This window comes from Mesorhizobium sp. LNHC252B00, assembly GCF_000502955.1.
GTDB lineage: Bacteria > Pseudomonadota > Alphaproteobacteria > Rhizobiales > Rhizobiaceae > Mesorhizobium.
The window spans coordinates 19,182-37,139 of record NZ_AYWO01000046.1; the positions used below are offsets into that span (position 1 = coordinate 19,182).

A 17,958-nucleotide genomic window follows, 5' to 3' on the forward strand; every position below is an offset into this window, starting at 1 on the left:
AGGACATCCCGACCCGCGGCGCGTTGATCTGAGTCACTTGGAACGAGTGGCATTCTCCGCGCCGTCGTCGCTGTCGATGAGAATGCGCTCCGCCGCGCCATCGAGATCCTCGTACTGGCCGCTTCTCAACGCCCAAAGGAAGCCGGACAGGCCGAGTGCGCCAAGGAATAGCGCTACGGGGATGAGGTAGACGAGCGTCGTCATGACGATTGAGCCAAGGCGCCGGCCCGCGCGGGCCTGTCTTGCCGCGCAATCGCGGACGACGCACCCGTTGCGAAGCCTTGCAGACGCATGGCATTTCCAACCACGAGCAATGACGAGGCTGACATCGCGACCGCGGCGATAAGAGGCGTAACATGGCCCAGAATGGCGATCGGCACGGCAACAGCATTATAAACGATCGCAATTGTTATGTTCTGTCGGATCAGGCTTGCCGCCTTGCGCGATACTTCAACAGCCAGCGGGACCGCCAAGAGGCTTTCGCGCAGGAAAACGAAGTCGGCTGCATTGCGGCCAATGTCGGCGGCGGTGGCGGGTGCGATCGAGACATGCGCAGCGCTCAGCGCCGGCGTATCGTTGAGCCCGTCGCCAACCATCAGAACCTTGTGCCCGTCCCTCGCCAGCGTCTCGATGCGTTCAACCTTGCCGGACGGCAGCAGGCAGGGAACGAAATCATCGACACCAAGCCCGTCCGCAACCTCGGCGCAGGCTTTCGCGGTGTCGCCCGACAGCATCTCCACGCACATACCAGCGTTGTGCAGTTGATCGATGGCCGCCCTGGCGTCGGCGCGCAGCGCGTCCTCAAAAATCGAAGGTCGCGACAATGAACCCGTCTTTTGTCAGCACCGTTCCGCCATAGCCATGTTTGCCTTCGCCGCCGGTCCGGGCCTTCCATCCAGCCCATCCGCGCCGGCCCAGCCGCCAGGTGCTACCGGCGGCTGTGGCCTCGATCCCGAAACCCGGGTGCTCGGTGACGGCATCGAATTTGTGCTGCCCGCCAAGGCGGGCAAAACCGGCTATGGCCTTTGAAAACGGGTGACGCGAATGCGCAGCCATGTCTCCCGCGATTGCCAGCATGGCCGGATCAATCGAGTCCGCATTGACCAGCCGGGGCTGGCCGAGGGTGAGCGTTCCGGTCTTGTCGAACACCGCTCTATCAATCGTCGCCAGGCGCTCCATGGCCGAACCGTCCTTGACCATGATGCCGTTCTCGAACAGGCGCCGCGCCGCGACCACCTGGACGATCGGTACGGCGAGGCCGAGCGCGCACGGGCATGTGATGATGAGAACGGCAATGGCGATCGTTATGGCCCGGTGCCAGTCACCGGTCGCCGCCATCCAGCCAAGGAACGTCGCGAAGGCTGTGAGATGAACCACCGGGGCATAGAGCGCTGAAACACGATCGGCGATCCGGCGATAATGCGCGCGGCCGCCCTCTGCGGACTCCATCAGCCGAACCATTTCCGCCAGAAACGAATCTTTCGCGGCGGCGGTCGCCTCGATCGTCAGCGGGCCGGTTAGGTTGAGGACACCGGCCTGCACGGCTTCGCCTGCCGCTACGTTTCGAGGCGTGCTCTCGCCGGAAACCAACGAGCAGTCCAGATCCGAGGCCCCTTGAATGATCTTGCCGTCGACGGGGATTCTCTCGCCGGCAGCGATCAACAGCAGCATGCCGGGTTCGATCTCGCCAACCGGCAGATAGTCGCGTGCACCATCGCCGCGCAGCACCATGGCGCCACGTGCGGCCAACTGGGACAGGCCTTTCACGGCGGTCCGGGCACGTTCGCGCATGACGTGATCCAACGTGCGGCCGATCAACAGGAAGAACAGCAGCGACACCGATGCATCGAAATAAGCGTGGTCGCCATGGTTGATCGTCTCATAGAGGCTCATGGCGTAGGCGAGGGACACCCCGACCGCGATCGGCACATCCATGTTCATGCGGCCGTGACGCAGCGCATTCCAGGCCGAGCGGAAGAAGATGCCGCCGGCGAAGGCCAGTGGCGGGATGGCGATAAGCGCCGAGACCCAGTGGAACAGGTCGCGGGTAGCGCCTTCAGCACCGGACCAGACAGAGACCGAAAGCAGCATGATGTTGCCCGCCGCAAAGCCGGCGACAGCAACGGCGCGGATCAGCTCCGAAAGCGTCTTGTCCTTGTTGTCGACCTCGGGGTCGAACAGATGCGCCTCGTAGCCCAGCCGTCCCAGCGCGGCGACGAATGGTGGTACCTGGTTTCCACGCCAGCGGACCGCGACCCGCTTCGTCGACAGGTTGACACGAGCGCTCTCCACTTGATCGAGCTTTCCCAGTGCTGTCTCGATCGCCTGGATGCAGGCCGCGCAATGAACCGTGGGGACCGAAAGATCGGTCTGGCGGAGATCATCGCCAAGCGATCGGCTCGCCAGCCTGATCTCCTGGCTGGACGGCAGGACCGATCCGGCGTTGACCAGATCAAGCGCCATTTCGGCGCCCGGTGCACAACAACTCATTGCAGCGCTCCATTGGAAATCATGATCCTGCGGACGTCGCGATACGGTTTATCCAGGCCGGCATCGGCGTCGACTTCGACGATCCAGACACCATCCTTCGGCAAATGCTGGGCGGCGAATTCCTGACCCGAGGCGAGGACGAGCTTGATGGATTCATCCTCTTTTTCGTAAGCGGGATGGCGAAACAGCGCCTTCACGCCATGCAAGGGAACCGGTTTGCCGGCGGCGTCGATGAGGCCGTAGCGGACTTCACCCGATGCGATGGTCAGCTTGCCGGTCCAGCCGAGGGCTGCCTGCGCCCGCCCTTCCTCGGCCTTCCTGTTGAACTGCTGGCTCGCCACATAGGTGTTTTCGACGACCAGGCCGGTCCAGCTCGTGTTGGCAAGCGTCGCCATGGTCAGATTGACCGCGATGACCACACCGAAAAAGGCCAGGATGATGGCCAACATGTGCCTGCCGGTGAATTCGCGGGTTTTTTGTGTTCTGGCGCTCATCTGGCAGTCTCCGGCGCGTTGAAGGTGGCGGTGTACTCGTTCGACTCGAAGCTGGCTCTGTCCTCGACGCGGAACTTGAAGGTCTGTGCCGGAGCGCGGATCTGGTCCGCCGGCTGGCGAACGAAGACCCTCAGCATTTTCAGGCGGTCGGGTTCGACCGGAATGGCGAAGGAACGGCCTGCGGGGATGTCGTCGCCGACGACGACCATCTCGGCGCCCTGCAAGCCCTGCATCGTGACGACGATCGTCCTCGGCTCGGGGATCATGTTGAGCAGCTTGACGGTGTAGCCGTTGCGGATCGAGCCGTCGGAGAGCGTCACGAATTGTGGATTGCGGTCGTGCAGGACATTGATTTCGAGCCGGTCGCGCGTCAGCAGCGAGTAGAGGAGGCCCAGGCCGATCAGCGACCACATAGCCATGTAGACATAGGTGCGTGGCCGAAAGATCTTGCGGATGTGGAAATGCGCCACTCTGTCCGAAAACAGGCCGTCATCCGTCCTGACCAGCGCCGGATTGACTGAGCTGGACCCGCCTGCAGTCGCCAGCATCATGTTGGCGTTGTAGTCGGAGAGCGTCGCATAGGCGATCAGCCCACGCTCCTTGCCGAGCTTGTCCATGACGCCGTCACAGGCGTCGATGCAAAGCGCGCAAGTGATGCATTCGAGCTGCTGGCCATCGCGAATGTCGATCCCCATCGGGCAGACCGCGACACAGGCATTGCAGTCGACGCAGTCGCCCACGAGCTGGCCTGCGGCCAGCACCTTCTTGGCGTGGCGCGAACGCGGTTCGCCGCGCCAGTCATTGTAGGTGACAGTGAGGGAATTTTCATCGAGCATGGCCGCCTGGATGCGGGGCCACGGGCACATATAGGTGCAGACCTGCTCGCGCATCAGACCGCCGAACGTGTAGGTGGTAGCCGCCAGAACCGCGACGGTGATGTAGGCGACAGGCGCTGCCGTGCCGGTGAAGAGTTCGCCGAGCAGCGTCGGCGCGTCAGCGAAATAGAAGATCCAGGCGCCGCCCGTCAGCGCGCCTATGGCCAGCCAGATGGCGTGTTTCGATACCCGCAGCACAAGCTTGCGGGGGGTCCAGAGACCGGCATCAAGCTTGATACGAGCGTTGCGGTCGCCCTCTATCGCGCGCTCGACGACCAGGAACAGGTCGACCCATACGGTCTGCGGGCATGTGTAGCCACACCAGGCACGGCCGACAGTCGACGTGATCAGGAAAAGACCGACGCCGGCCATGACCAGAAGGCCGGCGACATAGTAGAATTCCTGCGGCCATATCTCGATGAAGAAGAAATAGAAACGCCGGTTAGCGACATCGAGCAGCACGGCCTGGTCCGGGCTAAACGAGCCCCGATCCCAGCGCAGCCACGGCGTCAGATAGTAGATGCCGAGCGTGACCGCCATCACCAGCCATTTGAACTGGCGAAAGCTGCCCGAGGCCCGCTTCGGGAAGATCTTCTTGCGCGCAGCGTACATTGGCTGACGCACCTTGGCGGAGTTGACCGGCGTGGGTTCGATCCTTTCTATTTGCGTGTTATCAAGCACGAGAAGCTCCAGTCACCAGCGACGATTTCGCCGGAAACCGACTCATCGGTTCTGGATGATGCCGAGGCCCGGCTTGCGCCGGGCCTCGTCGCTTGGCGGGAGGGGGAGGACGAGAATAGGCTTCTGCTCCTATTCTCCGCCGCCAAGCGAATGGATGTAGACCGCCAGTTCCTTGACCTTGGTCTCGCCGAGGCGCGCGCCCCAGGCCGGCATCACGCCCTGTTTCGGCGCGGTGACCTGGGCGGCGATGGCCGCTTCGCCTGACGCGTAGAGCCAGATGGCGTCGGTCAGATCTGGAGCGCCGAGTTCCTTGTTGCCTTTTGCATTGTCGCCGTGACAGGCCACGCAATTTTCGGCGAAGACCTTGGCGCCGGGCGCGACCAACGATTGATCGCCGACAGTGCCGGACAGGCTGGCAACGTAGGTGCTGACCTGTTTGATCTGATCGGCGGTGATGATGTCGCCAAAGGCAGGCATTTCTGACAAGCGCGTAGCCGGGTCGGAGGCGAAGCGGATGCCATGAGCGATCGTCTGCTGGATCTGGTCCACCTCGCCGCCCCACAGCCAGTCGTCGTCATTTAGGTTCGGAAAGCCCTTGGACCCCTGGGCGCCGGAACCGTGGCACTGCACGCAATTGACCTTGAACGCGGCGGCGCCGGCAGCGACGGCGAATTCGCGCAGCGTGTCATCCGCAGCAATCTCCGAAACACTTTTCGACTCTATTGCGGCGACATATTTGCCCTTTGCCGCTTCGGCCGCGGACAACTCGTTCTTGACTTCGTTGCGGCTGGAATAGCCAAGTACGCCCTTTGTCGCGGAGTGCAACAGCGGCCATGCCGGGTAGGCAATTGTGTAACCGATCGCCCAGACTATGGTCATGTAGAAGGTGATGACCCACCAGCGCGGGAGCGGGTTGTTGAGCTCGCGAATGCCGTCCCACTCATGACCGGTCGTCGAGATGCCGGAAACCTCGTCAATGTGATCGCTGCTCATGATCAGTCCTCCTTCAGAGGAATTTGAGCTGCTTCGCCGGCTTGCCTGCGGCTGCCGGGGCGAAGTGCAAAGGCAACGGATCCGATGAAGAAAAGAGCGATGGCAAGCAGGCCCCAGCTGTCAGCAAACTCCCGCATGAAATTGTACGTCATCGCCATTGTCCTCAGCGGTAGCCGGCGGTCTCATCGTAGTTCTTGAAATCGACAAGCGTGCCGAGCATCTGGAGATAAGAAACCAGGGCGTCCATTTCGGTGACTTGCTGCGGATCACCGTCGAAATCGCCGATCCTGGCCTTGGGGTAGCGGGCCTCGAGGCCGGAGGTGTCGGCGTTGGGATCGGACTGCGCCATCAAATCGGCGTTCGCGTGTGCGACCATGTCATCGCTGTAGGGGACGCCGACATACCTGTTGGCGACCAGGTGCGTCGAGAAGTCCTTCACCTTGATCGGCGTGTCTTTCAGGAACGCATAGCTCGGCATGATCGATTCAGGCACCACGGAACGAGGGTCCGTGAGGTGCTCGACATGCCAAAGATTGGAGTAGCGGTCGCCAACCCGGGCGAGGTCCGGACCGGTACGCTTCGATCCCCACTGGAAGGGATGGTCATACATCGACTCGGCCGCCAGGCTGTAATGCCCATAGCGCTCGACCTCGTCACGGAACGGGCGGATCATCTGGCTATGGCAGNAGGCCGGAGGTGTCGGCGTTGGGATCGGACTGCGCCATCAAATCGGCGTTCGCGTGTGCGACCATGTCGTCGGAGTAGGGAACGCCGACGCGCCTGTTGGCAACCAGATGCGTCGAGAAATCCTTCACCGCGATCGGCGTATCCTTCAGAAAGCCATAGCTCGGCATGATGGATTCCGGCACCACGGAACGAGGGTCCGTGAGGTGCTCGACATGCCAAAGATTTGAGTAGCGATCGCCAACCCGAGCGAGGTCCGGTCCGGTGCGCTTCGATCCCCACTGGAAGGGATGATCATACATCGACTCGGCCGCCAGGCTGTAATGCCCATAGCGCTCGACCTCGTCACGGAACGGGCGGATCATCTGGCTATGGCATAGGTAGCATCCCTCACGCACATAGATGTTGCGCCCGACGAGTTCGAGCGGCGAGTAGGGCCGCATGCCTTCGACCTTCTCGATCGTGTTGTCGAGATAGAAGAGCGGCGCGATCTCGACGATGCCGCCGATTGTCACGACCAGCAGCGACCCGAGGAGAAGAAGTGTAGCGTTCTTCTCGATGACCGCGTGTCTGTTCATCAACCTCATTTTCTGTCTCATCATCGCGCAAGCTGGAGGGCGGGAACGGAGCCGGGCATCGGATCCTCCTCGCGCCGGTAGCCAAGGATGGTCATGGCGATGTTCCACGCCATGATCAGGGCGCCGGAAAGGTACATGGCTCCGCCGATGGCGCGCATGATGTAGTAGGGGTGCATGGCGGCGACGGTTTCGGCGAAGGAGTAGACCAGGAAGCCCTGCTCGTCGTATTCGCGCCACATCAGGCCCTGCATGATGCCGGACACCCACATGACCGACGCGTAGACAACGATGCCAAGCGTCGCCAGCCAGAAGTGCCAGGTAACGAGGCGCAGCGAGTAGAGCCGTTCACGGTTCCACAGCTTCGGCACCATGTAATAAAGCGCGCCGAACGAGATCATGCCGACCCAGCCGAGTGCGCCCGAATGGACGTGTCCGATGGTCCAGTCGGTATAGTGCGACAGCGAGTTGACCGTCTTGATCGACATCATCGGGCCCTCGAAGGTGGACATGCCGTAGAAGGCGATGGCCATCACCATCATGCGGATGATCGGATCGGTGCGGAGCTTGTCCCAGGCGCCCGACAGCGTCATCAGGCCATTGATCATGCCGCCCCATGACGGCATCCACAGCATGATCGAGAACACCATGCCGAGCGTCTGCGCCCAATCGGGCAAGGCGGTGTAGTGCAAATGATGGGGTCCAGCCCAGATGTAGAGAAAAATGATTGCCCAGAAATGGACGATCGACAGCCGGTAGGAATAGACCGGCCGGTTCGCCTGCTTGGGTACGAAATAATACATCATGCCGAGAAAGCCGGCGGTCAGAAAGAAGCCCACGGCGTTGTGGCCATACCACCATTGCGTCAGAGCGTCCTGGACCCCGGAGAAAGCCGAATAGCTCTTCGAGCCCAGGAAGGAGGCGGGCATGGAGAGGTTGTTGACCACATGCAGCATCGCGATGGTGACGATGAAGGACAGGTAGAACCAGTTAGCGACGTAGATGTGGGGTTCCTTGCGCTTCAGGATCGTGCCGAGGAACAGGATGAGATAGGCGACCCAGACAATGGTCAGCCAGATGTCCACATACCATTCCGGTTCCGCGTATTCGCGGCTCTCGGTTATGCCGAGCAGGTAGCCAGTCGCTGCCATGACGATGAAGAGCTGGTAGCCCCAGAACACGAACCAGCCGAGATCGCCGCCGAACAGCCGGGCGCGGCAGGTGCGTTGCACGACATAGAGAGACGTGCAAAGCAGCGCGTTGCCGNGCGACGTAGATGTGGGGTTCCTTGCGCTTCAGGATCGTGCCGAGGAACAGGATGAGATAGGCGACCCAGACAATGGTCAGCCAGATGTCCACATACCATTCGGGCTCGGCGTATTCGCGGCTCTCGGTGATGCCGAGCAGGTAGCCAGTCGCTGCCATGACGATGAAGAGCTGGTAGCCCCAGAACACGAACCAGCCGAGATGGCCGCCGAACAGCCGGGCGCGGCAGGTGCGTTGCACGACATAGAGAGACGTGCAAAGCAGCGCGTTGCCGCCGAAGGCGAAGACGACTCCCGACGTATGCAGTGGCCGCAAACGGCCAAAGTTGAACCAGGGCTGGATGTTGAGATCGGGATAGGCAAGCTGCAGCGCGATGACCACGCCGACAAGCATGCCGATGACACCCCAGAACATGGTGGCGATGGCGCCATAGCGGATTGGCCCGTCCATGTAAGCGGACGGGTCGATCGGCGCGGCAGGCTTGAACTCAGTGTTGCGCAACAGGATCGCAGTGAAGCCAGCCAAGGCGAAGAACAAGACCCACATATGCTGGCGAAAGGGTTCATCCACCCCAGCGCCAGCGGCCACCAAAGCCGCGAATGCGAACAGGCTTAGAAGCACGATTTCTTTGCCGAATTTCATCGCAAGCCCCGATTTCCAATTCCGGCGGATGCCAAACCGCGGTGCCTTATTGCGCAGCCGTCGCCTGCTCGCCCTGATCCATGTCAGAGCCGCACCATTTTGCTTCGAGCAGCATCGAGTTCGGTGCGATCAGACTGTGTCGAATGTGGAAGTGCAGCACCGGCCGACGGTTTATGGACAGGCCCGGCGTCCCCAGTCGGGGCCCGGGTAGGAGGCGACCGCGGGCGTGTGGGGAAGCGCACCTTCTGTGACGCTGGTAAGCAGGCCGATGCCTTACCGAACGTCGATCGTTTCAATGCCTTGGAACAGCCAGCGCCAGCGTTGCGCTGCCTTCGCGACATTTATAGTTTGGGGAGACGGCGATTTTCGCCTGCGTATGAGGCATATTGACTTCGGCCAAGTGTGGATGCTTCGCCGACGAGCCGAAACGCAACTGGCGTATACGATCGGATGGAGAACGGGCTGTCGCTACGCGATGTCTTCTGAGCCCAACGCGAGCATGCCCTGCCCCGAATGAAGTAAGTGGCGTGGGCCATGCAGCTCCGTGTCATTCAAACGGCTATTGCGCCTCGGCCGCCGCAGCGCCGTTCCAGCCGGCTCATGCTGTCCACGGTGACGCGGCGGTTGTTCTCGATCCGAATCACGCCGTCCATTCTCAGGCTGGTCAGCTGACGGCTCACGGTCTCGTTTGTGATGCCAAGGAAATCAGATATGTCGGCACGCGTCATCGGCAGCTCGAAGCATGCCGACATAGCCGCCGGGTCAACATTGGAGTCGATGTTCCGGGCAATCATGAGGAGAAAGCTCGCCACCTTCTCTGGTGCGGTCTTGCGCCCCAGAGTCACCATCCATTCGCGGGCCTCGTCAAGTTCGTTCAGCGCCTGCTTGAGCAGGCGATGCACAAATTCGGGTGACTGCTTCATCATCCGTTCGATGGCCGCTCTCGGAAACGAGCACAGCGAGACAGCTGTTGCCGCTTCCGCATTGATCGCACTTTTCATCTTGAAGGGCCGTCCCAGAAAATCCGGCGCGAACTGGAGACCGACGATCTGCTGGCGGCCGTCCGAAAGGCTCTTCGTGAGCTTCACCACGCCTGAAAGCACGTTTGAATAACAGTCCACCGCCTCGGCGTCGCCGATCAGTTCGACCCCCGGCTCGATATTGTGCCGCGACGACGTCTTGGCGAGCTGAGCCAAATCGTCTGGCTCGAGCGCGCCACAGACACCGCGGCGCCGTGCCTCGCAAGGCAGGCAAAGAACGGGAATGCCGGAACTGTGAATATCCTGCCGTAATGTCATTCGATCGCTCTACCGGTCCAGTGCGGGCAGGATAGCAATCCACGGTAGAAAAATCCTTGCGGCAGTTTGTCCGTGCTGAAGGTTGATCGAAATCAGGGCTTAGGCTCATCCAAGCATCCACAGTTCGGGCGACGCAAACACGGTGGACCACGACATGCGACAAAAGCTAGCTGCCAGATTTGGCGAGAACGTCCCGCGCTATACCAGTTATCCGACTGCGCCCCATTTCCATGCGGGCGTCGATGCCGTCGTTTACCGAGGCTGGTTGGAGGCGCTCGAAGGTGGTGACGAGATATCGCTTTACCTGCATATTCCCTATTGCGACAGGCTCTGCTGGTTCTGCGCGTGCCATACCAAACAGACCCGTCACTACGAGCCGGTGGCCGCTTATCTGCGCTCGCTGTATGCGGAGATCGCCACGGTTGGCGGCCTTGTTACCGGCAAGGGCCGAGTTCGCGCGGTTCATTTCGGCGGCGGTTCCCCGACGATGCTGGAACCTGAGGATATTGTGGCGCTGGGAAGCGTCCTGCGCAACAGCTTCGCCTTTCTTCCCGGCGCCAAGATCAGCGTTGAAATCGAACCCAATGATATGGACGATGCCCGCCTCGATGCGCTTGCCGAAATCGGCACGACCCGTGCGAGCCTCGGCGTCCAGGACTTCGATCCGAAGGTTCAGAAGGCAATCAACCGCGAGCAGAGCTTTTTGCAGACCAAAGCGGTAGTCGACGGTGTTCGTTCGCGCGGCGTCGAATCGGTCAATCTAGACCTGCTCTACGGCTTGCCGCATCAAACGAGGGAGAGCGTCTCCTCCACCGTCGCGCAGGCGCTGACCTTGGAACCCGACAGGATAGCGCTTTTTGGCTACGCCCATGTGCCGTGGTTCAAGAAACATCAGACCATGATTGATGAGGCCTGGTTGCCAGGGCCGGAGGAGCGGTTTGCCCAATCACAACTGGCAGCCTACGCTATTCTTGACCGAGGATACGAAGCAATCGGGCTCGACCATTTCGCCAAACCGGGCGATGCGTTGGCAGTAGCGGCTCGCGCGGGGGCTTTGCATCGCAATTTCCAGGGCTATACAGAGGATCGCTGCGAGACATTGATCGGTCTCGGTCCGTCATCCATCAGTCAGTTTCGGCAGGGCTATGCGCAGAACATGCCTTCGACCAGCGAATATCGACGCATGGTTGATGACGGCGGGCTGGCCGCCGTCCGCGGTATCGCACTTTCCGACGACGACCGCGTTCGCGGCTGGATCATCGAGCGGCTGATGTGCGACTTCGCCTTCTCGGCCATCGATCTGGTGGAACGCTTCGGCGAAGCCGGCCAGAGGCTCCTCCTTCAGTCGAGTTCCATGGCCCTACACGATCCGGTTCGATTGCTTGAACTTGATGGCGACAGATTCGTTGTGCCGGCTGAAAGTCGCCCTTTCGTCCGAAGCATCGCGGCCAGGTTCGACAAATATTTCGAAACTGGAACGGCCAGGCACTCGGCGGCAGTCTGAGCACCGCAGAGGAACGGTCATGGCTCTCACTCGATCGTGAACCGATTGCGATCGTTTTCCACTGTTGACCGGCGACCGTCGGCCGAGACGGTTCGAAGCGGACCAGACGCGTCTTGGCATAGCGACGATATCGCCCGCCCCTGCCTGTCAGATCATGGTTGTCGGCGACAGCTCCCTTCGACCTTGCAAGGAGAATGCAAGGTGCCGTGCAAGCGGCTGACAACACTTGGGCCGGTGGCAGAAGTCCGCAAGCACCCCGGCAGCGCGGTCAACGTTGAACCACCCGTTCACCCGAATATGCCGGTGCAGTTCAGGTGGAAAGGGCCTGGCCTAGACGGCTCTCTTGTTACCCCAGAGCATAACGTGCAGCTGCGGTAGCACGCGGGCTTCGAACCATTTGTCGCGGGTCACGCTGTCAACCAGCCACTCCATGCGCTTCAATATTCCGTCAAGGTCGACGGGTGCGTCATCATTTGCCGGGTGTGGCGGCGTGTGATTGCCGGGTTGCAGATAGATCGGAAGTTGCGGAAATTGCGCAGCGGCGTCTTTCGCGTAGGCGTAGTCCCTTTCGTCGAAAACAATTAGCTTGAGCACGATTTGGGGCTTGCCTTGTGCCGCCTGGAGGCACGCCTCGACAGCGGCCCAATCTGTCGTCATTTGGCTTGACGGCGGCTTTGGGCTGAGGATCAGCACGTCAAGGTGCGCAAACCAGTCCCTGGCAAGCGAACCTTGGGTTTCCAGCGCAAAACGGTAACCGTCACCATGGCCTCGGTCGATGAGCGCGCCGAGCGGCTGGATGGCCGGATTGCCGCCTGACAGCGACACCATAAGCGGGCGGCCACCGGAAAGCGCAAGCACATTTTTCCACACCGCGCCGACGGACATCATCTCCCATTCATGGCGGAATTGATTGTCCACAGCATGCAGGCTGTCGCACCAGGAACAGCGAAAGTCACACCCGCCGGTTCTGACGAAGATCGTCGGCAAACCTATGAGCACGCCCTCGCCCTGGATCGTCGGCCCGAAAATCTCGCTAACGCGGATTGCGGGATGAGTATTGGTCATGGCCGGTATTCCGCCCAGGTTTTCGGCGTTTCGCTCACCCGCACGGCCGCGGTTTCGCTCAGGCGTGCCTTGCACCAGTCGTAGAAATGTCTGGCCAGATATTCCGCCGTGACTTGCTCGTGTCCCAGCACGTCGTTGAGATGTCGGTGGTCGAAGCTCTCGTCGATGTAGCGTTTGAATGGCGCCAAATCGTGGTAGTCGCGCACGAAGCCGTGATCGTCCAGTCCATCCGCTGAAAGCTCCACTTCGACGATGTAGTTATGTCCGTGCAGGCGCGCGCATTGGTGATCGGGTGGCAATGAGGTGAGCTGATGCGAGGCTGAGAAGTGGAATTCCTTGGTGATGCGGAACATTACGCGGTGGTCCTTCGCAGCGCTCCGAGCCAGAAGTCGGAGTCCTCGTACTCGGTTGGGTCCGGGTGCCCAGCGATGTGAAACGCCTCACGCCGCTCGACGCAGGTCCCGCACCTCCCGCAATGACGCTCGGCGCCCTTGTAACAGGACCAGGTCTGCGCAAACGGCGTGCCGTATGTGGCTCCATCCCTAACAATGTCCGCCTTCCTCAGGTTCACATAGGGTGCATAAAGGCGAATCTGCGCGTAGCCGTCGAGCGCGTGGTCCTGCATCATCTGGAAAGCGTCGATGAAGGCCGGACGGCAATCGGGATAGACAATATGATCCCCACCATGCACGGCCGTCGCCACCGCGTCAGCGTCTTGCGCTGCGGCGAGGCCGAAGGCAATGGCCAACATGATGGCGTTCCGGTTGGGCACCACCGTTACCTTCATCGTGTCTTCGGCATAGTGCCCGTCGGGCACGTCCACATTGTCGGTCAGCGCGGAGCCGGAAAGGCCGCCGCCGATCTCGTGGATATCGATGATTCGCTGCGGGACGCCCAGGCGCTCCGCGCAAAGGGTGGCGAAGCCCAATTCCTTCCTATGCCGTTGGCCGTAATCGAACGATAGCAGGCCGGTAAGCTGGTGCTCCGCTGCCACCTTGTGAGCAAGAGTAACGGAATCCAATCCGCCGGAGCAGACGACGAGAGTCTTCATCGTTGGGTCCTTGTTTTAACCGGGTAGGCTGCGACCGGAGATTTCTCTGCGCTCCAGTACTTCAGGAAAACCATTTTGTGAAGTGAACGGAGACCAGTTTCGTGCGCTTGCGTGCGGTGCGCAAAACGCCCTCGCGGTGAGCTGCAAGGACACGGACTGGTGAGACGTCACGCTTCAGCGGAATGCTCAAGCGAACGCTGCTCGCGGACAAAGTTCTCGACGAGCAGAGCCTGGCGGTTCCGAGCGCCGAGGGACGCCACTGCAACGGTTGCAGGGTACAAGGAGCCCGGATGGCTTGCCGCAAAGATGACCGGCAAACCCTGAATAACCGGTGATGAGCCGACATCTGTGAACAAGCGGTGTGGTCGATTGCAATCACCCATGTCTTGCGCACAGGTACCTTATGTCAGTGGATGAACTGAACTTGATGGTTTTACAGATGGCAGTCGAAAGCGTCCGCTCGCTCTCGTTGAGCTTCGCTGAAAAAGCCGCCGAGATAGCCACCAGGAGCCGCGGCATCTTGCTTTTCGACGTGCGGATCGACGGTGACGCGCAGGTCCAGCGGGTCGCAGCCATCCGATATCACGGCGGCCAATTCGGCGTGCTGGCGTTGGATGTACACGGCCTAGTTACCCACTATTGCATCGTTAACGGTATGTTCTCACATTACATTGCGTCCTTGGAGAGCTGGCACAGGATGCCCCTGTCGATGCAGGCCAAGATGGATGCCAACGGCAATGCCCGTCTCTTCGTAGCCGCGTTGCGGGATGCCGGACATATGCTGGGCACCTAGCATTGGGCGAGAATGCATCTGTGAATTTTGCATGTGCGTCACTGCGATGGCGCCGGCATGATCGTCATGCTCCAAAACGGCTGCGGCCCCCGCGAAGCGGTCGCCGCGATGATGGTGATCAACGGCGTTGCATCGATGCGAGCGTTTAGACAGAGGTCTCCTCCTGGCATCGAGCGCATGCAAGGAGCTACGCAAGCGCAACTGCATCAAGTATTTTGAAGGGATGACCTCATGCATGGAGCTTGCGCTGCATACGGGCGGCGCGAGCCGCGTTGCCATCCAGCAGAGAGGGTGCTTGCGGTACTCTCAATGACCCGAGAGCGCAAATGGACGTGGGTAAGCACCAGAACTGGCAACACCCATGGTGGTCCGCTGGACTCGCTGGAGGAAGCACAAGGTGTCGGCGGGCAGAGCGCAGCGAGTGCCTACCTCGATCTTTCTAGAAGCGCGCCGGCAGCCTGGGCGGGGGGCTTGGGGTTAGACTGCCGGCGCACGCCACTCACGAAGAGCGGCCCCTTTTCGTGGTTCGAACACCCATAGTCAACCCGGAAACGTCAGGATGCCCGCCATGTTATTTTCAGAGCGGCGCGATGCCGGCCATGTTGGCCGATTCAGCCTAGGAGTAGCCACTCTCGTAGGCCGAGTTGATGCTCAAGCGCCAGCATCGCCTCGCCGAACTACCAAGAGTTCGCCGTTACAATCCTTCGTCGCGAGCCGATGCCCTCGTGCACGTTTCGTAGCACTCCGGGCGGCTATATCGCCTTGTTGTTCGCGAGCCCATGTGAAGGGTTCCTGCATCGGAAAGTTGACGAGATTCTCTTGGCGGTACTGCGCCAGAGGCATCCCAACGGAATCAGCGTCTACAATCAGCCGCAAGCTTCACATCACAAGAGCGGCAGTCCACCCATTGCGGATCATCCGACTGATCAGGCGGCGTCCGAAATGTGCGACTCTGCCTCAAGGATTCCCACAGGTATGGAAAGCGATCTCGCTATCCGATCCCGATATCCCTTGTTGTACCTCAGACCTCGCTCGATGTTTTGAATTTCCTCAGCGGCAAGCCCGCTCGCGACCGTCAGGTCCTCGATCGAATACCCAAGGTGCTCACGATAAGCGCGGACGATGTGGGTCCCCTGCGACATAGCCGTCAAGACTGGTTCGGGAATGCGCGAATCGTTCATAAACATCTCCAAGAACATGGGAGCTCCCTCGGGAGATACCCCCCGGCGGCGCAGACCAAGCAAATCAAAAAATGGACGTCCATTCAGCCGGACCGGCCTCATCCATGGAATGGGCCGCCTGAATTAGGAGCTGGGTCGGAATATGGCGGCTCACCTCCTTCTAATCAAGAAAGCCAACGGCGAGAATTATTCGCGAAGGATCGCAGGTCGGATGCGCTACAGCCGATCAGGCCATCTCAGGAGGGGGCCCTGGAACTCTGAACACCAACTCGAACTCCCGGTACGGACACTGCTTCCTTCGGCCAATCTCCACCGGCGGGGGAGCGAAAGACCCACTCTTGAAAGCCCCCGGCTGCGTGCTGACGTCGGCTCTAGGAAGCTCGATCGCCCTGTGCCCCGATCGACCGGCCGAAAAAAGGGATTCCAAATTCCAGCAAACACTGGTCATCTGGTTTTCATCCGGATCCAGCCAAAGGGTAGCTTTCCATCGAGAGCTTCGCCATCTGTACAGGTTCACAATCATTCGACCGTGACCGATTTTGCGAGATTGCGCGGCTGGTCTACATCTGTCCCCATGAAGAGCGCCGTGTGGTAGGCAAGAAGCTGTATCGGCAGCGAGAAGATCATTGGCGCGATAATCTCGTCGACTACCGGCAGCACGAGCGTGTGCATGGTGTCGAGTTTCGATGCGGCTGCCCCATTTTTATCGGTGATGAGGATAATCCGCCCTCCACGGGCAGCCACTTCCTGCATGTTGGAGACGGTCTTGTCGAAAAAGCGGTCATGGGGCGCGATGACGATCACCGGCATGTTCTCGTCTATCAATGCGATTGGCCCGTGCTTCAATTCACCCGCTGCATAGCCTTCGGCATGGATGTAGGAAATCTCCTTGAGCTTCAGCGCTCCTTCCATCGCTAGCGGGAAACTGGTGCCACGGCCGAGATACAGGACGTCACGACACTTTGACAGTTCGCGCGACAAGAACTCGATCTCCGGCTGGATGCTGTTGAGTACCTGGCCCATGACGCGCGGCAATTCGGCGAGGCTCCTGACGAGTGCCTGCAGCTCGCCTTCGGGGACGGTCCCGCGGGCTCTGGCGGCGCTGAGGGCGAGTGCGGCTAGAACGGCAAGCTGGCAGGTAAAAGCCTTGGTAGAGGCGACGCCGATCTCCGGTCCGGCAAGGATCGGGAAGACCGTATCGGCCTCCCGAGCGATGGTCGATTCGCAGGCATTGACGATAGCGCCAATTTTCAGCCCACGCTCCTTGCAGTACCTCAACGATGCAAGCGTATCGGCGGTTTCGCCGGACTGCGAAATGAAAAGAGCCGCGGACTGCGGCGGCAAAGGGATCTCGCGGTAACGGAATTCAGACGCAACGTCGATTTCAACCGTCAGGCGCGCATAGCGTTCGAACCAGTATTTTCCGATCAGTCCGGCGAGATAGGCGGTCCCGCAGGCAGAGATCGCCAAGCTCGGAACCTTGGCGAAATCGATGCCAGGAACCACGTCGCGACCCTCTATGATGTTGATGTAATGACGAAGAGCATGGGCGATGACCTCGGGCTGCTCGTATATTTCCTTCTCCATGAAGTGGCGATGGCTGCCCTTGTTGGCCAGATCGGCCGCGGCCGTGGAGATATGGCGCGGACGCTCGACGGGATGGCCGTCGATATCGAAGATATGGGCGCCCGAATTGCCGACAATGGCCCAGTCGCCGTCCATGAGATAGGTAATTTCATTGGTGAAGGGCGCAAGAGCGATCGCGTCGGAGCCCAGGAACATCTCGCCGTCGCCGTGACCGATCGCCAGCGGTGGTCCGTTGCGCGCCGCCGTGATGGTCGACGGTTCATCTTCGAAGAGGATGGCAAGCGCATAGGCGCCCCTGACGCGTTTCAGCATGGCACGCGTGGCCTCTTGCGGCCTCATGCCCTCGCGGCGGTATCTTGCCAAGAGATGCCCAACGACCTCGGTGTCGGTGTCGGTCTGGAACTCGGCGCCATCCGCCGCCAATTCGTCCTTCAGCTCGGTGAAATTCTCGATGATGCCGTTATGGACGACGGCGACACCGTCGGTAAAGTGCGGGTGCGCATTGCGTTCCGTCGAGGCCCCGTGGGTTGCCCAACGCGTGTGGCCGATGCCGACTTTGCCGCTCAGCGGCTCTTCCTTCAGTCGCCTCTCGAGATTGACGAGCTTGCCCTCGGCGCGCCGGCGGTGCAAGGCACCGTCGATGATCGTCGCAACGCCGGCGGAATCATAGCCGCGATATTCCAAACCCTTCAACGCGCCGATCAACCGATCCGACACCGGCTGTTGCCCAACGATGCCAACAATCCCGCACATGTTCGTCTCCGCATTTTTGCGGGCAG

Annotated in this window: 13 protein-coding genes and 5 pseudogenes; 2 read left to right on the plus strand and 16 right to left on the minus strand. The window is 60.6% G+C overall.

Going from position 1 to position 17,958, the window contains the following annotated elements; all coding sequences use genetic code 11:
- Positions 1-33: 33 nt before the first annotated feature.
- From ccoS to X744_RS141460, 11 genes and pseudogenes are all read right to left on the minus strand, one after another.
- Entirely contained in the window at positions 34-204 is a 171-nt protein-coding gene (ccoS, locus tag X744_RS141505) for a cbb3-type cytochrome oxidase assembly protein CcoS (protein WP_023762793.1), read from the minus strand.
- A pseudogene (locus X744_RS01000000170475) lies at positions 201-2,490 on the minus strand (heavy metal translocating P-type ATPase). The gene ccoS and the pseudogene X744_RS01000000170475 overlap by 4 nt, the downstream one beginning before the upstream one ends.
- Positions 2,487-2,984, minus strand: coding sequence for a FixH family protein (locus X744_RS141500; RefSeq protein WP_031261324.1), 498 nt, complete (start codon positions 2,982-2,984; stop codon positions 2,487-2,489). Before X744_RS141500 ends, X744_RS01000000170475 begins: the two are co-directional and overlap by 4 nt.
- Positions 2,981-4,540 (minus strand): cytochrome c oxidase accessory protein CcoG, encoded by a 1,560-nt coding sequence (ccoG, locus tag X744_RS141495; protein WP_023762797.1) that lies wholly within the window; start codon positions 4,538-4,540, stop codon positions 2,981-2,983. The genes X744_RS141500 and ccoG overlap by 4 nt, the downstream gene beginning before the upstream one ends.
- A gap of 129 nt (positions 4,541-4,669) precedes the next feature.
- Complete coding sequence (ccoP, locus tag X744_RS141490) at positions 4,670-5,533, minus strand: cytochrome-c oxidase, cbb3-type subunit III (protein WP_023735811.1); 864 nt, start codon at positions 5,531-5,533, stop codon at positions 4,670-4,672.
- 2 nt (positions 5,534-5,535) lie between these two features.
- A complete protein-coding gene (locus X744_RS141485; RefSeq protein ID WP_023735812.1) occupies positions 5,536-5,685 on the minus strand; it encodes a CcoQ/FixQ family Cbb3-type cytochrome c oxidase assembly chaperone in 150 nt (49 codons plus the stop codon).
- Between the two features lie 11 nt (positions 5,686-5,696).
- Positions 5,697-6,218: pseudogene (gene ccoO, locus X744_RS141480) on the minus strand (cytochrome-c oxidase, cbb3-type subunit II); the annotation flags it as partial.
- A gap of 2 nt (positions 6,219-6,220) precedes the next feature.
- Positions 6,221-6,804, minus strand: a pseudogene (ccoO, locus tag X744_RS141475) (cytochrome-c oxidase, cbb3-type subunit II); the annotation flags it as partial.
- Between the two features lie 11 nt (positions 6,805-6,815).
- Positions 6,816-8,057, minus strand: a pseudogene (ccoN, locus tag X744_RS141470) (cytochrome-c oxidase, cbb3-type subunit I); the annotation flags it as partial.
- Between the two features lie 2 nt (positions 8,058-8,059).
- Positions 8,060-8,700 (minus strand): annotated as a pseudogene (locus tag X744_RS1000000172980) (cbb3-type cytochrome c oxidase subunit I); the annotation flags it as partial.
- 551 nt (positions 8,701-9,251) lie between these two features.
- Positions 9,252-9,998 carry a Crp/Fnr family transcriptional regulator gene (locus X744_RS141460; RefSeq protein WP_023735815.1) on the minus strand — a complete coding sequence of 249 codons (747 nt, stop codon included), beginning with the start codon at positions 9,996-9,998 and terminating at the stop codon, positions 9,252-9,254.
- A 154-nt stretch (positions 9,999-10,152) separates the two neighbouring features.
- Between X744_RS141460 and hemN the strand changes: the two genes are divergently transcribed.
- Entirely contained in the window at positions 10,153-11,502 is a 1,350-nt protein-coding gene (hemN, locus tag X744_RS141455; RefSeq protein ID WP_023762802.1) for an oxygen-independent coproporphyrinogen III oxidase, read from the plus strand.
- A 330-nt stretch (positions 11,503-11,832) separates the two neighbouring features.
- Here hemN and queE read toward each other — a convergent pair whose 3' ends face one another.
- From queE to queC, 3 genes are read right to left on the minus strand one after another with little or no spacing between them, the layout of a single operon-like run.
- Complete coding sequence (gene queE, locus X744_RS141450; RefSeq protein WP_023735817.1) at positions 11,833-12,567, minus strand: 7-carboxy-7-deazaguanine synthase QueE; 735 nt, start codon at positions 12,565-12,567, stop codon at positions 11,833-11,835.
- The gene (gene queD, locus X744_RS141445) at positions 12,564-12,920 is read right to left on the minus strand and encodes a 6-carboxytetrahydropterin synthase QueD (RefSeq protein WP_023673552.1); all 357 of its coding nucleotides are present in this window, start codon (positions 12,918-12,920) and stop codon (positions 12,564-12,566) included. The genes queE and queD overlap by 4 nt, the downstream gene beginning before the upstream one ends.
- Positions 12,920-13,618, minus strand: a complete 699-nt coding sequence (queC, locus tag X744_RS141440; RefSeq protein ID WP_023762803.1) for a 7-cyano-7-deazaguanine synthase QueC — start codon at positions 13,616-13,618, stop codon at positions 12,920-12,922. The genes queD and queC overlap by 1 nt, the downstream gene beginning before the upstream one ends.
- A 403-nt stretch (positions 13,619-14,021) precedes the next feature.
- Here queC and X744_RS141435 point away from each other — a divergent pair, with 403 nt between their 5' ends.
- Positions 14,022-14,411, plus strand: coding sequence for a hypothetical protein (locus X744_RS141435; RefSeq protein ID WP_023735820.1), 390 nt, complete (start codon positions 14,022-14,024; stop codon positions 14,409-14,411).
- Between the two features lie 926 nt (positions 14,412-15,337).
- Here the strand turns inward: X744_RS141435 and X744_RS141430 are convergent.
- Together X744_RS141430 and glmS are read right to left on the minus strand one after the other, a co-directional pair.
- Positions 15,338-15,592, minus strand: a complete 255-nt coding sequence (locus tag X744_RS141430; RefSeq protein ID WP_023735822.1) for a helix-turn-helix domain-containing protein — start codon at positions 15,590-15,592, stop codon at positions 15,338-15,340.
- Between the two features lie 519 nt (positions 15,593-16,111).
- Positions 16,112-17,932, minus strand: a complete 1,821-nt coding sequence (gene glmS, locus X744_RS141425; RefSeq protein ID WP_031261331.1) for a glutamine--fructose-6-phosphate transaminase (isomerizing) — start codon at positions 17,930-17,932, stop codon at positions 16,112-16,114.
- Between the last annotated feature and the right edge of the window lie 26 nt (positions 17,933-17,958).

What these genes read in the sequence shown, in the direction of transcription:
- ccoS (WP_023762793.1), bottom strand. Translation starts at nt 204, where the DNA reads ATGACGACGCTCGTCTACCTCATCCCCGTAGCGCTATTCCTTGGCGCA.
- X744_RS141500 (WP_031261324.1), bottom strand. Translation starts at nt 2,984, where the DNA reads ATGAGCGCCAGAACACAAAAAACCCGCGAATTCACCGGCAGGCACATG.
- ccoP (WP_023735811.1), bottom strand. Translation starts at nt 5,533, where the DNA reads ATGAGCAGCGATCACATTGACGAGGTTTCCGGCATCTCGACGACCGGT.
- X744_RS141485 (WP_023735812.1), bottom strand. Translation starts at nt 5,685, where the DNA reads ATGACGTACAATTTCATGCGGGAGTTTGCTGACAGCTGGGGCCTGCTT.
- X744_RS141460 (WP_023735815.1), bottom strand. Translation starts at nt 9,998, where the DNA reads ATGACATTACGGCAGGATATTCACAGTTCCGGCATTCCCGTTCTTTGC.
- hemN (WP_023762802.1), top strand. Translation starts at nt 10,153, where the DNA reads ATGCGACAAAAGCTAGCTGCCAGATTTGGCGAGAACGTCCCGCGCTAT.
- queE (WP_023735817.1), bottom strand. Translation starts at nt 12,567, where the DNA reads ATGACCAATACTCATCCCGCAATCCGCGTTAGCGAGATTTTCGGGCCG.
- queD (WP_023673552.1), bottom strand. Translation starts at nt 12,920, where the DNA reads ATGTTCCGCATCACCAAGGAATTCCACTTCTCAGCCTCGCATCAGCTC.
- queC (WP_023762803.1), bottom strand. Translation starts at nt 13,618, where the DNA reads ATGAAGACTCTCGTCGTCTGCTCCGGCGGATTGGATTCCGTTACTCTT.
- X744_RS141435 (WP_023735820.1), top strand. Translation starts at nt 14,022, where the DNA reads ATGTCAGTGGATGAACTGAACTTGATGGTTTTACAGATGGCAGTCGAA.
- X744_RS141430 (WP_023735822.1), bottom strand. Translation starts at nt 15,592, where the DNA reads ATGAACGATTCGCGCATTCCCGAACCAGTCTTGACGGCTATGTCGCAG.
- glmS (WP_031261331.1), bottom strand. Translation starts at nt 17,932, where the DNA reads ATGTGCGGGATTGTTGGCATCGTTGGGCAACAGCCGGTGTCGGATCGG.